General features: G+C 46.0%; 17 protein-coding genes and 1 pseudogene. 8 read left to right on the forward strand and 10 right to left on the reverse strand.

The window, feature by feature from the left end; genetic code table 11:
* Window positions 1-211 precede the first annotated feature (211 nt).
* Window positions 212-1306, forward strand: a complete 1095-nt coding sequence (locus tag ACM0OZ_RS03305; protein WP_414581396.1) for a response regulator — start codon at window positions 212-214, stop codon at window positions 1304-1306.
* Between the two features lie 359 nt (window positions 1307-1665).
* Entirely contained in the window at window positions 1666-3003 is a 1338-nt protein-coding gene (locus ACM0OZ_RS03310; protein ID WP_414581397.1) for a PQQ-dependent sugar dehydrogenase, read from the forward strand.
* 94 nt (window positions 3004-3097) lie between these two features.
* Here ACM0OZ_RS03310 and ACM0OZ_RS03315 read toward each other — a convergent pair whose 3' ends face one another.
* From ACM0OZ_RS03315 to ACM0OZ_RS03325, 3 genes are all read right to left on the reverse strand, one after another.
* Complete coding sequence (locus tag ACM0OZ_RS03315) at window positions 3098-3856, reverse strand: HEAT repeat domain-containing protein (protein WP_414581398.1); 759 nt, start codon at window positions 3854-3856, stop codon at window positions 3098-3100.
* Between the two features lie 159 nt (window positions 3857-4015).
* Window positions 4016-4567: a GNAT family N-acetyltransferase gene (locus ACM0OZ_RS03320; RefSeq protein WP_414581461.1), complete on the reverse strand. Its 552-nt coding sequence runs from the start codon at window positions 4565-4567 to the stop codon at window positions 4016-4018.
* Between the two features lie 67 nt (window positions 4568-4634).
* Window positions 4635-4874 (reverse strand): hypothetical protein, encoded by a 240-nt coding sequence (locus ACM0OZ_RS03325; protein ID WP_414581399.1) that lies wholly within the window; start codon window positions 4872-4874, stop codon window positions 4635-4637.
* A 617-nt stretch (window positions 4875-5491) separates the two neighbouring features.
* Here ACM0OZ_RS03325 and ACM0OZ_RS03330 point away from each other — a divergent pair.
* Window positions 5492-5647, forward strand: a complete 156-nt coding sequence (locus ACM0OZ_RS03330) for a hypothetical protein (protein WP_414581400.1) — start codon at window positions 5492-5494, stop codon at window positions 5645-5647.
* Between the two features lie 263 nt (window positions 5648-5910).
* Window positions 5911-6057, forward strand: coding sequence for a hypothetical protein (locus ACM0OZ_RS03335; protein WP_414581401.1), 147 nt, complete (start codon window positions 5911-5913; stop codon window positions 6055-6057).
* Here the strand turns inward: ACM0OZ_RS03335 and ACM0OZ_RS03340 are convergent.
* From ACM0OZ_RS03340 to ACM0OZ_RS03360, 5 genes and pseudogenes are all read right to left on the reverse strand, one after another.
* Complete coding sequence (locus ACM0OZ_RS03340; RefSeq protein WP_414581402.1) at window positions 6037-6438, reverse strand: ABC transporter permease; 402 nt, start codon at window positions 6436-6438, stop codon at window positions 6037-6039. The genes ACM0OZ_RS03335 and ACM0OZ_RS03340 overlap by 21 nt on opposite strands.
* Window positions 6423-7713, reverse strand: a pseudogene (locus tag ACM0OZ_RS03345) (AmpG family muropeptide MFS transporter). The gene ACM0OZ_RS03340 and the pseudogene ACM0OZ_RS03345 overlap by 16 nt, the downstream one beginning before the upstream one ends.
* Window positions 7714-7835: 122 nt before the next feature.
* Window positions 7836-7994, reverse strand: a complete 159-nt coding sequence (locus ACM0OZ_RS03350; protein ID WP_414581403.1) for a hypothetical protein — start codon at window positions 7992-7994, stop codon at window positions 7836-7838.
* The gene (locus ACM0OZ_RS03355) at window positions 7982-8188 is read right to left on the reverse strand and encodes a hypothetical protein (RefSeq protein WP_414581404.1); all 207 of its coding nucleotides are present in this window, start codon (window positions 8186-8188) and stop codon (window positions 7982-7984) included. Before ACM0OZ_RS03355 ends, ACM0OZ_RS03350 begins: the two co-directional genes overlap by 13 nt.
* Window positions 8157-8330, reverse strand: a complete 174-nt coding sequence (locus ACM0OZ_RS03360) for a hypothetical protein (RefSeq protein WP_414581405.1) — start codon at window positions 8328-8330, stop codon at window positions 8157-8159. Before ACM0OZ_RS03360 ends, ACM0OZ_RS03355 begins: the two co-directional genes overlap by 32 nt.
* Before the next feature lie 68 nt (window positions 8331-8398).
* Here ACM0OZ_RS03360 and ACM0OZ_RS03365 point away from each other — a divergent pair, with 68 nt between their 5' ends.
* Window positions 8399-8650, forward strand: coding sequence for a helix-turn-helix domain-containing protein (locus ACM0OZ_RS03365; RefSeq protein ID WP_414581406.1), 252 nt, complete (start codon window positions 8399-8401; stop codon window positions 8648-8650).
* Window position 8651: 1 nt separating this feature from the next.
* Window positions 8652-8969 carry a hypothetical protein gene (locus ACM0OZ_RS03370; protein WP_414581407.1) on the forward strand — a complete coding sequence of 106 codons (318 nt, stop codon included), beginning with the start codon at window positions 8652-8654 and terminating at the stop codon, window positions 8967-8969.
* On the opposite strand, the gene ACM0OZ_RS03375 is transcribed toward ACM0OZ_RS03370, so the two are convergent.
* Window positions 8944-11931, reverse strand: a complete 2988-nt coding sequence (locus ACM0OZ_RS03375; RefSeq protein ID WP_414581408.1) for a chemotaxis protein CheB — start codon at window positions 11929-11931, stop codon at window positions 8944-8946. The two genes, ACM0OZ_RS03370 and ACM0OZ_RS03375, sit on opposite strands and share 26 nt — an antisense overlap.
* 277 nt (window positions 11932-12208) lie before the next feature.
* Here ACM0OZ_RS03375 and ACM0OZ_RS03380 point away from each other — a divergent pair, with 277 nt between their 5' ends.
* On the forward strand, window positions 12209-13273 hold the full coding sequence (locus ACM0OZ_RS03380; protein WP_414581409.1) for a chemotaxis protein CheB: 1065 nt from the start codon (window positions 12209-12211) through the stop codon (window positions 13271-13273).
* On the opposite strand, the gene ACM0OZ_RS03385 is transcribed toward ACM0OZ_RS03380, so the two are convergent.
* Window positions 13270-13932 (reverse strand): hypothetical protein, encoded by a 663-nt coding sequence (locus ACM0OZ_RS03385; RefSeq protein WP_414581410.1) that lies wholly within the window; start codon window positions 13930-13932, stop codon window positions 13270-13272. The genes ACM0OZ_RS03380 and ACM0OZ_RS03385 overlap by 4 nt on opposite strands.
* A 347-nt stretch (window positions 13933-14279) precedes the next feature.
* Between ACM0OZ_RS03385 and ACM0OZ_RS03390 the strand changes: the two genes are divergently transcribed.
* Window positions 14280-15194: a CheR family methyltransferase gene (locus ACM0OZ_RS03390; RefSeq protein WP_414581411.1), complete on the forward strand. Its 915-nt coding sequence runs from the start codon at window positions 14280-14282 to the stop codon at window positions 15192-15194.
* Window positions 15195-15295 lie beyond the last annotated feature (101 nt).

Here is a 15295-nt window from a genome sequence, read left to right on the forward strand (position 1 = left end):
CCGCAGCTAGGAACTCAGAACTTAGAAGTAAAATTTGCTTGCTCTCTGGCTCTTGAGTTGAAAAAATGTATCACAATAAAGATACAACCTGCTGTAATAATGGTTTGTAGTCTGTGGTTCAGCACTACTACCAACCAATTTGAGATAAATAATAGTAAATTCAATCACAACTATAAATTATTTATATAGTTAATTTTTTGAATTTTTTAATATGTATAAAATTTTAGTCATAGAAGATGAGACAAGTGTACGGCAGAATCTTTGGGAATTACTAACCTATGAGGATTTCGATGTCATTGCTGCAGAAAATGGTCGCATTGGCGTACAGTTAGCTCAACAGGAAATTCCCGATCTAGTCATTTGTGATGTGATGATGCCAGAACTAGACGGTCATGGTGTTTTAAATATATTACGTCAAGAACCTACAACAGCGACGATTCCGTTGATTTTTTTAACGGCTAAAAGTGACAAAACTGACTTGCGCCAAGGGATGGAGTTGGGAGCTGATGATTACATAACAAAACCTTTCACCCGCGCAGAACTACTAGCTGCGATTTCCTCCCGATTACAAAAACAAGTTACCATTCATCAGCAGTCAGAAAAAAGGTTAGACGAGTTGCGTAGTAGTATTACTATGTCCCTTCCTCACGAAATGAGGACACCACTCAATGGTATTTTGGGTTTTTCAGAACTTTTAATGAAAGAAGTTAATACCCTTTCTCGGGATGAAATCCGTGATATGGCTTTATTTATTCATCTGTCGGGAGAACGCTTACACAGATTGGTTCAGAACTTTTTACTTTATGCAGAACTCGAAATTATCGCAACAGATTCAAAACGAATTAACCAGTTGCGAAGTGAAAAAACGATTTTCCCTTCAATGGCGTTGAAAAAATTAATTACCGAACAAGCTAAACAAGCAGGACGTTATGCAGATTTACAAGTGAATTTCCAAACTCATTGTTGTCTACAAATTTGTGAAACAAAACTTTATAAAATTATTGAAGAATTAATTGATAATGCCTTGAAGTTTTCAGAATCAGGAACAACAATTCATCTTGTAAGTACTTTAGTGAGCAATCAAGTTATCATATCAGTTACCGACCACGGGCGAGGAATGACAGGCGCTCAAATTGCTGAGTTGGGAGCATATCGACAATTTGATCGCCAATTTTATGAACAACAAGGTTTGGGTTTGGGTTTAATGATTGCTAAACGTATCGCTGAATTACACGGAGGGGAACTTAGCATCCAGAGTCAGCTAGGAGAAAAAACAGTTGTGCAGGTGATGCTTCCGTGTGTTTGAGGAGAAAGTCAACTTGGTTCATAATGCTTCTTGCAAAAGTCAACAAGAATCAAAATCAAACCACAGATGAATTATCTGTGTGCATCTGTATACCCTAGGGGGAAGCCGCCCGGAGGGCGTCTATATCTGTGGTTCAAAATCATCTTAATAGCGGTAAGAACCCGGAGTAAGGTACACAAAGAAATAATGAACCACAGATGGACACAGATGGACACAGATGGACACACATAAATAATTACTTCATTCAATTGAATTGCGCTATATATGAAATGGTAAAAATCGGACTTTAGACTGGCGACAATTTTGGAGCATCCAGTCTAATTTTGAAAAGACTATGCATTATTATTGAATTTGCTACCATGAAACATCTGCGTTGCTTGCTGCTTTTTCTGCTACTGTCCACAGCAGCAGCCTGTGACCAGACTCGCGCCTCCCTAGAAGAAGTCACACCCCAATCTTCTGTAGCTTCTGGTCAAATAGCACAGAATTCTACACAGCCAAAAAATCTCGTTCGTACTCAACCACTTTCACCCACACCTATCCGAATTAATGTCGGTGATTTGCCAAAACCCTTCGCTACTGATAGTGCCTCAAAGTCACCCAATGTAGTGCCAATTCCAGCCAACCCGACTCTAAGTGTACCTGCTGGCTTTGTGGTTAACGTTTTTGCTGACGGTTTAGATGCGCCACGCTGGTTAGCTTTAACTCCGAACGGTGATGTGCTGGTGACAGAAACCAAGCAAAACCGTATTCGGCTGCTACGCGATACAAACGGTGATGGAGTGGCTGATGTCAAAAACACCTTTGCTAGTCCAGCAAACGGACTCAATAGACCCCTTGGGATGGCTTTTGCAGATAATTCCTTTTTCCTGGGTAACACTGATGCGGTGTTGCGGTTTCCTTACGCTAAAAATCAGCAGCAAATCACTGGTACTGGCAGAAAAATTGCTGACCTGCCTGCTAGCGGCTACAATAACCACTGGACGCGCAATGTGGTTGTTTCGCCTGATGGCAATAAGCTGTACGTTTCCATTGGTTCAGGAACCAACGTAGATGAAGAACCACTCCCACGGGCTTCGGTGCAGGTGATGAATTTGGACGGTTCCCAGAAACAGACTTTTGCATCTGGGTTGCGTAATCCAGTCGGTTTGGACTTTCACCCTGTGACTAAGGAACTTTACACATCTGTCAATGAACGGGATGGTATAGGCGATGACCTGGTACCAGACTATTTAACACGCATTCGGCAAGGGGAATTCTATGGCTGGCCTTATACATATCTAGCACCAAATAACCTTGACCCACGTCAGAAGACGAGTGACAAAAGTAAACGCCCTGATTTAGCAGCCCGTACCCGCACCCCAGATGTGCTGTTCCAAGCGCACTCAGCCGCGTTGGGATTGCAATTCTATGACGGTCAGACGTTCCCCCAAAAGTATCGTAATGGTGCTTTTGTTACCTTTCGTGGTTCATGGAACCGCGATCGCGGCACTGGCTACAAAGTTGTTTTTGTACCATTTGATACGAATGGGCAACCGCAAGGTTACTATGAAGACTTCCTGACAGGATTCCTGCTAGACCCTGCTGCACCAACTACTTGGGGGCGTCCTGTAGGCTTGCTTGTGTTACCCGACGGTAGTCTTTTAGTCACAGAGGAAGCGAATAACCGTATTTATCGGATTCAGTATACGGGTTAGTCATCAGTCATTAGTCATCAGTCATTAGTCATTAGTCATTAGTCAAGAAGTGCTTTTGTACTAATTACCAAGGACTCATGACTCATGACTACAATTAAAACCATCCTTCTTGTTCGAGTGTTTCAATTAACTGAAGTCCACGGGGATCGCCGACTCCCAGAAGGGCTGCTTTGGTGTCTTCCCGCACTCCCAAATCTTGGTCTTCGGCAAATGCTTGAATTAATGCATCAATAGCCGTGGCGTAAACTACGTTAGAAGGTAGTTCGCGACACAGTTGTCCAATCGCCCAAGCACAATTACTTCGCACTGCTGCTACGGGGTCTTGCACCAAGGCTGCAATCAAGGCTGGTATTGCTCCCACAACTGTCTCGTAACCCACGTCTGCCATCTGCGCCAAGGCGCTGGCTGCCCATAAACGTACTGCGGAAATATCGGTTCTTAAAGCGTCTGCTAGGGGTGCGAGGCTTCGGCGATCGCGGCAGTTTCCCAATGCCCAAACGACTCCTTTACGTACGTACCCGTTCCAATCTCGGTTTAACTGGGCAATCAACGGTTCAACAGCATCTGGATTTGGGTTTCTTCCGATACCATATGCCGCACTAACGCGCACCAAGGGACAGGTATCAGTTAACAAGCGAATTAGATGCGGAGTCGCTCTTGTATCTTCTATGTCGCAAAAAGCACGCGCTGCCAGCATCCTTTGCTGTGGCTGAGGATGTTCTAATAATGCCAGCATCTGCTCTGGATTGGGCTTTGGCGTCTCTGTTTGGGCAGAGAGCGGTTCCATATGATCCAGAGGGCTTTCTAGCTCTGCTTCGACATCTAGTAGGCTTAGGTCGTCTTCGTCATACATAGTTTCAATCCCTGATAGGGATTAACATATAACCCCCCGTGTCAATAAGTCAAACTCTTAAGAGTAGTTTATTTTTCTAACTATTTATTTTTCAACTATAAGGATAAGCGGTAAGGCAAGTTCTTTGAGAATTCAACATTCAAAAATTTTTCTACACCCCTATTTCCTTGAACTATCAAGAGATTTTACCATCCACAGTGACTGGGTTTGATAACCTAACTGATTGTAAAGATTTAATGCGGCTGTGTTGCTTTGAAACACTTGCAATCCAATTTGGTGATCGCCTCTCGCCCTTGCCCAATTTTCTACATATCGCATCAAAGCTGTGCCGATACCTCGTTGTCTGTGTTCTGGGACAACGTAGAGTAAAAAGATGTGAGCATGGCGCGTTCCCTGCACTTGATCTATGGCATTTCCCACCCAGAGACAGGCGACGGGGGATGAGGGGGATGAGGGAGTGAGGGAGTGAGGGAGTGAGGGGGATGAGGGGGATGAGGGGGATGAGGGGGATGAGGGGGATGAGGGGGATGAGGGAGATGAGGGAGAGACTCCTAATTTTGAATTTTGAATTTTGAATTTTGAATTGATTTGTTCTTCTCCTGCAAAGTCTACCCACCACACAGGGGTGTCGTTGGAGAAGTATTGCTCGACTGTTGTGGCTAAATGGGAGAAATCTTGCTCTGGGTAGGCTTCTTGGTAAGTTCGCTGCATGAATTTCACCAGCAGCGCCTTATCCAAGGTAGAACCACGGCGAATTTTGTAACCTGGTAGCAGTTCCTTAGACACTTAAAGAATCAGACAAGCAGGACAAGGAGGAATTGATTTTTCCTACCGTCCCCAACTCCACAGGGAACCCCAAACCCCCATTTTCCCATCTGCTTATCTGCCTATTTTCTTCAGTCGGCGCGGGTGCAGCCATATCAGAGGGTAAAAAGATGCGGGCGCTTACTGCTACAAGGGCAGTGAGGAATATCAGCACCACGATGAACGGGGCAATGTACTGACGAAATATAGCCATATTCTTTGTATTTTGCAACCAACAGCGAATTTTTATGAGAATTTTACTTAAGAATTGTGAAGCTTTCTTGGTTTATTTTAGCGAGTTTTAGGTGATTTTAACTAATTCGGCGTAACTCCCCCGCCATAATCTACTCATTTGGCGGCGGGATATAAGCCGGGGGATAACGAAAGCATCTCCGAACAATAATGACCGCAGGTCATTGAGAGAGAGGGGTGCTTGAGGAATCCCCTATCTCCGGACTTGGCAACCTGTCAATCCAATCTTCAACTAACTGTGTCATTGTTTTTTCCTTGCTGGCTGCATATAACCTGAGTTTATTTAAACGGCGTTCAGATATGCGTAAATTCAATCCTTTTTTCGTCATTTTTATCTACACAATATCTACACTATATATGTTATTATAGATGCATCTTCTCCCAAGGGGAGACGCTTCGCGAACAGCAGGTCTACATGGTTCGGCATGGGCTGATGACAGTCACGCTAGGTGATAAGAGAAGTAGTCCTTGCACGTTGATGTTAGCGTTCGCGCAGCGTGTGCCTTTGGCACTCAGCTCCTCACGAAGTGAGGCACTCGCCCACCGTTTGCCTCGGCATTCAGAAAACAAGAGTGCAAGATGCTGCAAAGCATTATTTGGTTGTCAGCACAACCCCAGTCCGTGAAAACCAAACGGCACGAACAAAAATCAATAACTGCCAAGGGATACGCAGGGCGGCTGCGCGGGTTCTTCCTTCGTGGAGATAAAGGCAGCAATGCCAGAGACGCTGTGTAAGACCATCACCGGATTTGGTTCCGGACATTCAGTAATGATTGTTCCTAACGTGGCAACGGTGAAGCAGCGCTGAAGACGGGTTTCCCGTCGCAGGCGACTGCTGAACCCGAAGGGCGAATGAGACGCGAAACCCCCACTATACGCGAAGCGTAAGTGGTGGGTACTTCACAGAAAACACTTTCGCTGATTGTAAAGCACCTACTAGCTGTTAATGAGCCTCAAGCCCTGCTAAAAGCAAAGCTTGAGGCTTGTTGGACTGAGTAATGCTTTTTAAGGGCGATCGCAAAGCGTATGCTGCTCCCGATGCTAAGAGCGCACATAGCTGGGGGTTACGGGCGATTGGGCAAGGAACCGCGCCCTTAAGCGCGATGGCGCAAAGCGCCCGCCCTTTAGGGGCGATCGCGTTCTAAGTCAGCAATTGCTTTTTCCCAATACCAATTTTCTGGCATACCAGGGTAATCTTGCTTTGCCTGGTTGACTAGCCGTTCGGCGCTAGCAACATCACCAGCTAAAGAGATGAGCCTGTTTTTGAGATTGACATCAGCTGAACGCTCCTCTGTTCTTGAACGTCGCGTTCTTCCGGGACCTGTTTGCGACTGTTGTCTTCTAAACTCCCAAAATAAAACGTAATAAAGCGTACCAAAAATTACGATTAAGCTAAATGTTCCTAGAAAAGTTAGTAAATTAAACGTCAAGAATCCCAGAACTAACTGGGAGAGAACGTAGCCAAGTAAGACGCCAGTAATTAAGAGAATAGCTGTTGCAACAATAATAATTAGTTTCTGCCCCATAAATCCTTATTCCTCATAGTCGAGACCTGGTCTGTTCATTGCCACTGGCTTAGAGTTCCAAGGGGCAAACAATGGCAACAGAAGTAGCCCCGGCAAAGCAGCGACTATACTAATTAAGAAAAACATAGACCAACCTGTGCTTTTTGCCAATCCGCCAGCTGGGCTAACCAAAACGTCCCGGGTGACAGCCATAATGCTTGATAGTAAAGCAAATTGGCTGGCAGAAAAACGCGGGTTGCACTGACTCATCATAAAGGCAGCGAACGCTGTTGTTCCCAACCCACCACAGAAGTTTTCGACGTTTATTGTAATGACCAAAAACTGGTAGTTTTTACCTACTTGAGCCAGAAAAAAGTAAGCTAAGTTACTCAAAGCTTGCAGAATGCCAAATACCCAAAGGGAGCGATTGATACCGATTTTACTCAAAATCGCTCCCCCTACGATAGCACCTACAATGGAAGCAATGAGTCCCATACCGGTCTGGGCACCAATATCGGTTAGGGTGAACCCTGTTTGCTGCAAAAAGGTCGTTGCCATACTACTTAAGAAAGCATCGCCCAGTTTGTAGAATAGGATGAACACCAAAACCAATAAGGCTTGGAATACACCTTGACGTTGGAAAAAGTCCCCAAAGGGTAATACTACCGCATCTGCTAACGACTCTGGTGGGCTAATTTGCTTTGGTTCTGGTGCTAACAGGGTGCCAAAAATTCCAATTGCCATGCTTGCTGCCATCAACAAGTAAACCGATGACCAAGGTATTCTATCGGCAAGTATGAGCGCTAAGGAACCTGTAAGCAACAGTGCCACTCGATAACCTAACACGAAAACTGCTGCACCAGCCCCCATTTCCAGTTCGTGAAGGACATCAGTACGATAGGCATCGGCAACGATATCTTGAGTCGCACTGAAAAAGGCAATCACTACGGCATTAATGGCTAAAAGTTGTAATGCTTGCTTGGGTTGTTGCAAAGCCATGAAGGCGATCGCAATCAACAACGCCACTTGTATCGAAATTAACCAACCCCGCCGCCGTCCCAAAAATGGGAGTGTAAATCTATCTAGCAAAGGTGCCCAAATAAACTTAAAGGAATAGGGTATAGCGACTAAGCTAAACAACCCAATGGCTGTCAAATCCACCTTCTCGACTGTCATCCAAGCCTTCAAAATATTACCCGTTAAGAAGAACGGCAAACCCGATGAAAAGCCCAATAACAATAAAGCCGCCATCTTCCGGCTTCCAAAAACTTGCAAAAGCGATGAAATTGTTTTCACTGTTTTATATAATTCTCCTGACCAGGATGAATGGACGATATCTTGCCACACTTACTGTGTAATGTCAGGCAAAGATGCCAATACATAACGTAAAGTTCCATAATCTTACGCACTTTGCGTTTTTAGTTTTGTGGCTGTTTCCTAATTTTTGTTAACTGTAGCAATCCGGTATCGAAATGGATCAGAGCAAGATAAACTTGGATGTCAAGAGAACGACGCGATTGCGATCGCATCCCATTGTGCTTTGTCAGTGGCTTGGCATAGTTAGCTATTTCGGGCATTCATCCCACGTCTCACCCGATAGGAGAGCGTGGGACGGACAGATACCTAGGTCGGGAAACCCTCCTTCAGTACTGTCCTCATGAATGCCCGGATAAAAACTCGGTACACCCTCGATTAATAACTGGCACAGCCAGTTGAGATGAGAAGATGTCCCTGCTTCGTCAATCCATCGCCCAACGCTCAATGAGTTCACTAACACTTATTCCTTGGTCTTTTGCACGCTGCTGCAATCTTTGCCATGCAGTAGGAGTTAACAAGATATGATGTCTTGTTTTCACCTCATCATGAAACAAAGGTACATTTTTTACTGCTTTTTTACCTTTCCTGATTGACATAACCAAGCTAGTGGGACTAAGCTAAATATAAGCAGAGAAGGAAAGAAATGCAAGGGGGGTGAGTTCCTTTGTTGCTTAATTATCAGTACCGTGCTTATCCAAATATCAATCAAAAATTAGAACTGAATACTTGGTTGAGAATTTGCCGATACTGGTACAACAAGCAACTAGGAGATAGATTTGATTGGTGGGAAAACAATCGCAATCTTCTTGATGCTTGTTCAATAGTCAGTTGTCCTTTACCACAACTACGGGACAATCCAGATTTCTATTCTCAGAAAAAACAACTTCCTATTATCTATCAAGGAAGACTTAATTAAGGTGGGACACTCAGGTGAACTGGTTGATTTTACCCGTGTTCCATCTCAAACATTACAAGATGTTTCTAAGCGAGTAGACCTAGCCTTTTCTCGCTTCATCAAGGGAGACAGTAATGGTAATCGGAGCGGGAAGCCACGTTTTAAGAACGCAGCGCGCTACCGCACTATGCGTATAGAAGGGCAAGCTATAACTGTTGAGCGTATCGAAAAGAATTGGTTGTTCTTGTCTTTCTCAAAGCTTGATGGTTGGGTGAAAGTACGTTTACACCGTCCTCTTCCTAACGGTTTTACGCTCAAGAACGCATTTGAAGCTCAGTGATGTCCTCGATCGCCAGCAAAATCATCTGTGTATTGTCGATCATAGGCATCTTGCGAGCATTGAGCCGCATGATTTTACGCCCAATCTGGTCAAAATCATGCTCAACCTCAAAGTCTTGAAACTGGGTATTACTGGCAAGAATCTCTTCTAGCAGCGATCGCAATTCGGGAATGTTCCACTGTCCGTTGCCCAATTCAAAAATCAAATGCTGCTCAGTTTCAACTGGTCGTACGTGAAACGTGTTATAAAAAGAACGATTTGCCGTGATTACCCGCAAATCTAGATTCAGCACCAGCAGAGGTTCCCGCACGGTTTCCACGATCGCTTCGGCATAATCTCTCGCTTCCATCAACTGGGTGTTGCTGTGTTTAAGATTGTCAATATCAACCAACACCAACACCGCCCCATCAATCTTGTTGTCAATCGTCCGATAGGGGCGAATTCGCATATCATACCAATGCCCATCTCGGTCTTGAATTTCCTGAGCCTTCAAGTTGAGCGTACGAATCACCTCTAAAATCTGTTGCTCTAAGTTAGGCACATTCAGCTTGTGATTAATATCGCTCAACGGTCGCCCTACATCGCTTGAAATCAAGTTGAAGATGCGTTCAACCGATGGCGTAAACTGCCGAATTTGCAAGTCGCCTCCCAGCATCAAAATGGGGATATTGATACTGCTGAGCAGATTCTGCAAATCGTTGCTCACCTGAGTCGCTTCCAGCGTGCGTCGGCGCAGTTCCTCATTCACCGTGTTCAGTTCTTCATTCGCCGCCTGAATTTCTTCTTTTGCCGTTTCCAGTTCCTCATTCGTACTTTGCAACTCTTCATTGCTCGACAAAATCTCTTCGTTGGCGGCTCTCAAGTCCTGGTTCGTGGCTTGCTGCTCCTCAATGATCGATTGCAGATGTTCTCTTGTCGTTGCCAGTTCCTGCTGGAGCCGAGCAATCTCAGTCGCTTCCCTTGTCTTGCGCTTAGAGGGGCTGCTGCCATCATTGGTTCCCTGTGGCAACGCCGGGATGAGCGGAGCATCTTCAAATAAAACTAAGAAACACTCTTGTGCGGCGATTTGGAACGGAATGACATTAATGGTAATCTGCCGGATGCTATCGCCGTGTCTCACCTGTAAACCTTCCCGTTTTATCGGCAGCTTTTGCTGTTTTGCCTGATAGATAGCAGTCTGTAGCTCTCGCCGCAATTCTTCTTTTGCCATTTTCAGCAGATTCAAGCTCGCCTTACCAGGAGCCGGTTCCAGATAAGGACTGGTTTGTCCCCGAAATTGCAGAATCTCCAGGTTGGTGTCAACCACGACGCCAGCCGGGGCATATTGATTCAACACGATCCGGTCTGCCTCTCGCTGCAATTCCACGTCGCTTGGGTTCTGCTCGCTCACAAGCGGTTGAGGGTGGATGATGATCGGAGAATAGGGACTGGCAGTCAACTCAATGTTGGGTCGAGTCGCTGTCAGCTTTTTGGCATAAATTTTGTTCTTTTTGTCGTGTAGGGTAAACAAGTCTGAAAAGTCACCCACCGTTTCCGAGGTGCCTAACATGAGAAAGCCCGTGGACTTAAGACCGTAGTGGAAGATTGGCAGGAGCTTTTTCTGCAAAGGGGTTCCCAGATAGATCAGGACATTGCGACAGGTAATTAAGTCCAGCCGAGAAAACGGAGGATCGCCAATCAGGTTCTGTCTGGCAAAAACGCAAACTTCGCGCACGGACTTACTGATTTGATAGCCCCCCTCAACTTGGACAAAGAACCGATACAGACGTTCAGGGGAAACATTCGCGACTTGGCTGGGCGTGTAGATGCCGTTGCGGGCATGCTCGATTACTGTTTCACTGATGTCGGTTGCATAAATCTGAATCGGCACTCGGGCAACCTGATCGGCTAAAAACTCTAGCAAGCAGATGGCAATCGAGTAAGCTTCTTCGCCTGTGGAACAGCCGGCGACCCAAATTCGGATAGGTGTCCCTGGCGATTTATCTTTAAAAATGACGGGAAAGACTAGGCTTTTTAGTGCCTCGAAGCTTTCGGGGTCGCGGAAAAAACTGGTGACATGAATCAAGGCATCATGATATAATGCCATCACTTCTGCCGGGTTGCTCTGCACATAGCGGGCATAATCCTCCAGTTGTTCCAGCTTGTACAACAGCATCCGCCGCTGAATCCGTCTATTTAAGGTGGTTTGTTTATAGTAAGTAAAGTCAACTCCTGTCCCCTTCCGCAGTAAATCGAAGATAATGGCGAGCGCATCTTGGCTTGCAGGCGAGGTGGGGCGAGCCTCTGATTCGGTTTTAGGCTTGGCGATGTAGGGATGACTGCTAATGTCTGCTAGCTTCTGGGCAATTTTGTCGGGCGGTAAGATGAAGTCTACCTGACCTGTGGCGATCGCTGTGTTGGGCATACTATCGACTTGTGCAGTACCGTCACATTGAGCAAAGGTAACACCACCCGCCGCCTTGATTGCCTCGATTCCCCGCGCCCCGTCAGAATCGCCACCTGATAGAATCACCCCGATCGCTTTGTTCCCTCGCTCCTGGGCAAGTGAAAGCAGAAACGTATCAACCGACATAAACACGCCGTTTGCCCTAGAGCGAGGCGTTAGCTTTAGCACTCCTTGAGCAATGGTCATGCCTGCATTCGGCGGAATCACGTAGACCTGATTCGGTGCCACAGCCATTCCATCCTGCACGTCATGCACAGGCATCCGGGTTGCCCTGCCAAGAATCAGACTCAACGCGCTTTCTTCGTTTGCAGGTATATGCTGAACGATGACAAACGCCATGCCCGTATTGGTTGGCAAATAATTCAGCAACTGGGTAAACGCTTCCAATCCACCCGCAGAGGCTCCAATCCCGACTACTGGAAATAATTTATCTTGATTGTCCTGCTGATTCTCACTAGGGACTTTGCCATCAGAGGTGTTGGGTTGAGATTTTTTGGAAGAGCGTCTGAGGTTCATGTCTTGTAGCTGCTGTCGGGCTGGCTATGCTGCGATCGCCTATTTATTAATATTGCAACAGAGTTAACTGTCGTTTTAACAGACAACGTGATATAGTCAATAGCTTATTGTAACTTAAATGATAAGGGGTAATGTAGTGAGCGCTTAAGCGCTTACTACAAACCCCGCAAAGTTTGTGTGGTGGACTAGTAGTCCTAAAGGAGTGTTGCACGCCAAGAAGGGCGTGTTACGGTGTTAAATACAGTTGCGCGGATATCTTCAGTACAAGGAGCATTGAGTGTTTAAGCGGGACATCATTGTCATCGGAGCATCAGCTGGAGGACTCACAGCGTTTGAAACACTCGTTTCTCAACTGCCCTCTAACATCCCCGCAGCGATTTTTATAGTTTGGCATATTTCCCCAGATTACCCAAGTATATTGCCTGAAATCTTGGCTCGGGCAACTTTACTGCCAGTCGCACACGCCATTGAAAGGGAGCCGATCAAACCAGGTCACATTTATGTTGCCCCTCCGGATCACCATCTGTTGGTCGAACCGGGGTATGTCCGTCTGAGTCGTGGTCCCAGGGAAAACCGCTTTCGTCCGGCGATTGATGTCTTGTTTCGCTCTGCCGCTCGGTATTATGGATCGCGAGTCATTGGGGTCGTTTTGACTGGCAGTCTCGACGATGGAGCGGCTGGGCTTTATGCAATCAAGGAGCAAGGCGGAATAGCCGTCGTTCAAGATCCGTCTGATGCGCTTCACTCGTCTATGCCTAGGGCGGCGATGCAAGCGGTGGCGGTGGATCATTGTGTACCCATCATAGAAATGGGAGCTTTGTTAGCGCATCTGGTTGACAAAGCGATTCCGGTAGAGGAGGTGAATCCGGTGTCTGAGAAAATGGATATTGAAGTTGGCGTTGCACGAGAAGATAACGGGCTAGAGATGGGCATTATGAAGCTAGGTGACGTTTCTCCCTATACGTGTCCTGAGTGTCATGGCGTACTGATGCAGTTGAAAGAAGGCAACCTGATCCGCTTTCGCTGCCACACCGGTCATGCCTATTCGCTCAATGCCCTTTTAACAGAAGTCACGCAGTCGATTGAAGAAACCCTCTGGGATGGAATTCGCACCATTGAAGCGAGTCAGATGTTGATGATCCATACGGCGAAGCATCTGCGGGAAATGAACGAGCATGAGGCGGCAGATCTCCTGTTGCAAAAAGCCGAAGACGCAAAACGGCGAGCTAATTTGGTTAGGCAAGCGGTGATGAGCAACGAAATATTGAGCCAGGACAATCTAAATGAAGAAATAGAGGAAGAACATCGAGGGTTCAGAACAGCTAATAAAAAAGAACTTTAGTCACCGTGGGGATGTCCTCTTCTGAGGTCAATAATCCTTGCCCCTAACAGTTTGCCAACAGCGACTGAGTGCCGCAGTGAAGCTCTCAATGCTTGACTTTTGGCAATGACTTCCTTAACCAGACGCTCTTGTTCAGTCAAATCAGTGAATATCACCGTACTTTGAGGTTGTCCTTCCAGCGATCGCGTACCACGCCCTATGCCTGAACCAGGTTCCGCTTCGCCCAGAAGGTTTGCGGAAGAAACGTTTTGGGCAAACAAGGGCGATCGCTCAAAACTGTCAGTCGCAAGCATGGGAATTTGGAGTGGAGTTTCATGCGGTGTTGATATCCCTGATGCACTTAATGAGTCAGTTGTTGCCGTGAGTTGCTCAAGCTGCTGCTGAAGCTTCTCAATTTGCCGGTCAATCTCCTTTAACTGCCGCCCACGAGCGATCGCTGCTTTGTAATCCTCTACTTCATCAGGTTTCAAGTGTTTTAGCATCTTGCCATCAAAGATTGCTTGACGGCTTCTGGCTTGCCAATATTTGCGATCGGTTCGGGCATTGCCTCCCGGCTTCACTTGCACCAACCAGCAGTTTTGTAAATACCAACCTTCACCAGCGATTCGTACTCGTTCCGTATTAAGGGCATCTAGGGCAGATTGAAGTTTTTCTAGCATGTGCATTTTGATTCGTACGCAATACAAATAATCTTTTTGAGAAAATTATTCGTACGCAATTTCCATTTTTCCTTATAATAATAAAAGCATACGAATCAGAGTTTGTTCATATGTCAAAAAATTTTTTTTGTCAATACGCCTATAGATATAAAAAATTGACGTAATAATACTTACAAAAAAAACAAGGGGTGAGAGGCTCGCCTCTCACCCCCTCTTTGACATTATCATTTGTTGCCCAGGTGTCGCAAACCGCCGTCTACAAATGCACGCAGCTTCTACAACAGCGATTGGCTGGCTGCTTTAAGTGCGTTCTTTGAGTCTAAGTCAGACGATCTAGAGGTTAAGGCATGGCTTTACAAGAGAAAACATCAACACCTGTCATCAATTCGCCCGAAGCTAACCCAGAATTTGAAGGGTTATTAGACTACCTCAAGCACAGCCAAGATTGTGACTTGACGGGCTATAGACGCTCTACCTTGATGCGACGGTTCCAGCACCGAATGCAAAGCATCAACATTAATAGCTATCAAAACTACCGACAGTTTTTGCAAAGCGAGCCAAGAGAATTGCTTGCTCTGTTAAACGACGTTCTGATTAACGTCACTGATTTTTTTCGCGATCGCGACACTTGGGATTATTTAGCAGCTGACATCATCCCCAAAATCATCGCCAGCAAACAACCTGATGAACCAATTCGAGTTTGGAGTGCGGGTTGTGCTTCTGGGCAAGAAATCTATACTTCCCTGATCGTATTAGCAGAAGCCCTGGGTATTGAGTCTTGCTTAAAGCGAGTTCGCTGTTTTGCAACCGATGTAGATGAAGCCGCCATTCGGCAAGCGCAGCAAGGCACATACAGTGCGAGAGATATTACAGGCATTCCTCCGGTTCTGCTTGAAAAATACTTTCAACATACTGAGAAGCGTTATGTCTTTCACCCACAACTTCGCCGCACGATCATCTTTGCTCATCATGACTTGGCTAAAGATGCTCCCATGTCTAAAATTGATCTGCTGATGTGCCGCAATGTGCTCATTTATTTCAACCCAGAGGCTCAAGCGTCTATCTTGGTTCGTTTTCACTTTGCGCTCAAAAACACGAGTTTTTTATTCCTGGGTAAGACAGAATCAGTAACCAGCCGCAGGGAAATTTTTACGCCTGTCAGTTTGAAGCACCGTGTTTATGCAAAAGGGCTAAATCTAGAACTGCAGGATTACTTATCCCTTATCAATCGTGACCGAAAATCGAAGGGCGCAAGCCCCTGACTTTAGGCATGGGGTAAGCCCGTAGGCAATTTTAATTGCCGCCAAAAAATGGAAACAAATAGAGACGCTGTCTGCGAGAATATAACATTTCTGGGTGCAGG

Source organism: Scytonema sp. PCC 10023 (genome assembly GCF_963920835.1).
Classification (GTDB): domain Bacteria; phylum Cyanobacteriota; class Cyanobacteriia; order Cyanobacteriales; family Nostocaceae; genus Kalymmatonema.

What these genes read in the sequence shown, in the direction of transcription:
- ACM0OZ_RS03375 (WP_414581408.1), bottom strand. Translation starts at nt 11,931, where the DNA reads ATGAACCTCAGACGCTCTTCCAAAAAATCTCAACCCAACACCTCTGAT.
- ACM0OZ_RS03305 (WP_414581396.1), top strand. Translation starts at nt 212, where the DNA reads ATGTATAAAATTTTAGTCATAGAAGATGAGACAAGTGTACGGCAGAAT.
- ACM0OZ_RS03320 (WP_414581461.1), bottom strand. Translation starts at nt 4,567, where the DNA reads ATGCAGCGAACTTACCAAGAAGCCTACCCAGAGCAAGATTTCTCCCAT.
- ACM0OZ_RS03335 (WP_414581401.1), top strand. Translation starts at nt 5,911, where the DNA reads ATGCTTTTTAAGGGCGATCGCAAAGCGTATGCTGCTCCCGATGCTAAG.
- ACM0OZ_RS03315 (WP_414581398.1), bottom strand. Translation starts at nt 3,856, where the DNA reads ATGTATGACGAAGACGACCTAAGCCTACTAGATGTCGAAGCAGAGCTA.
- ACM0OZ_RS03350 (WP_414581403.1), bottom strand. Translation starts at nt 7,994, where the DNA reads ATGCCCGAAATAGCTAACTATGCCAAGCCACTGACAAAGCACAATGGG.
- ACM0OZ_RS03360 (WP_414581405.1), bottom strand. Translation starts at nt 8,330, where the DNA reads ATGTCAATCAGGAAAGGTAAAAAAGCAGTAAAAAATGTACCTTTGTTT.
- ACM0OZ_RS03310 (WP_414581397.1), top strand. Translation starts at nt 1,666, where the DNA reads ATGAAACATCTGCGTTGCTTGCTGCTTTTTCTGCTACTGTCCACAGCA.
- ACM0OZ_RS03330 (WP_414581400.1), top strand. Translation starts at nt 5,492, where the DNA reads ATGCTGCAAAGCATTATTTGGTTGTCAGCACAACCCCAGTCCGTGAAA.
- ACM0OZ_RS03390 (WP_414581411.1), top strand. Translation starts at nt 14,280, where the DNA reads ATGGCTTTACAAGAGAAAACATCAACACCTGTCATCAATTCGCCCGAA.
- ACM0OZ_RS03385 (WP_414581410.1), bottom strand. Translation starts at nt 13,932, where the DNA reads ATGCTAGAAAAACTTCAATCTGCCCTAGATGCCCTTAATACGGAACGA.
- ACM0OZ_RS03340 (WP_414581402.1), bottom strand. Translation starts at nt 6,438, where the DNA reads ATGGGGCAGAAACTAATTATTATTGTTGCAACAGCTATTCTCTTAATT.
- ACM0OZ_RS03325 (WP_414581399.1), bottom strand. Translation starts at nt 4,874, where the DNA reads ATGGCTATATTTCGTCAGTACATTGCCCCGTTCATCGTGGTGCTGATA.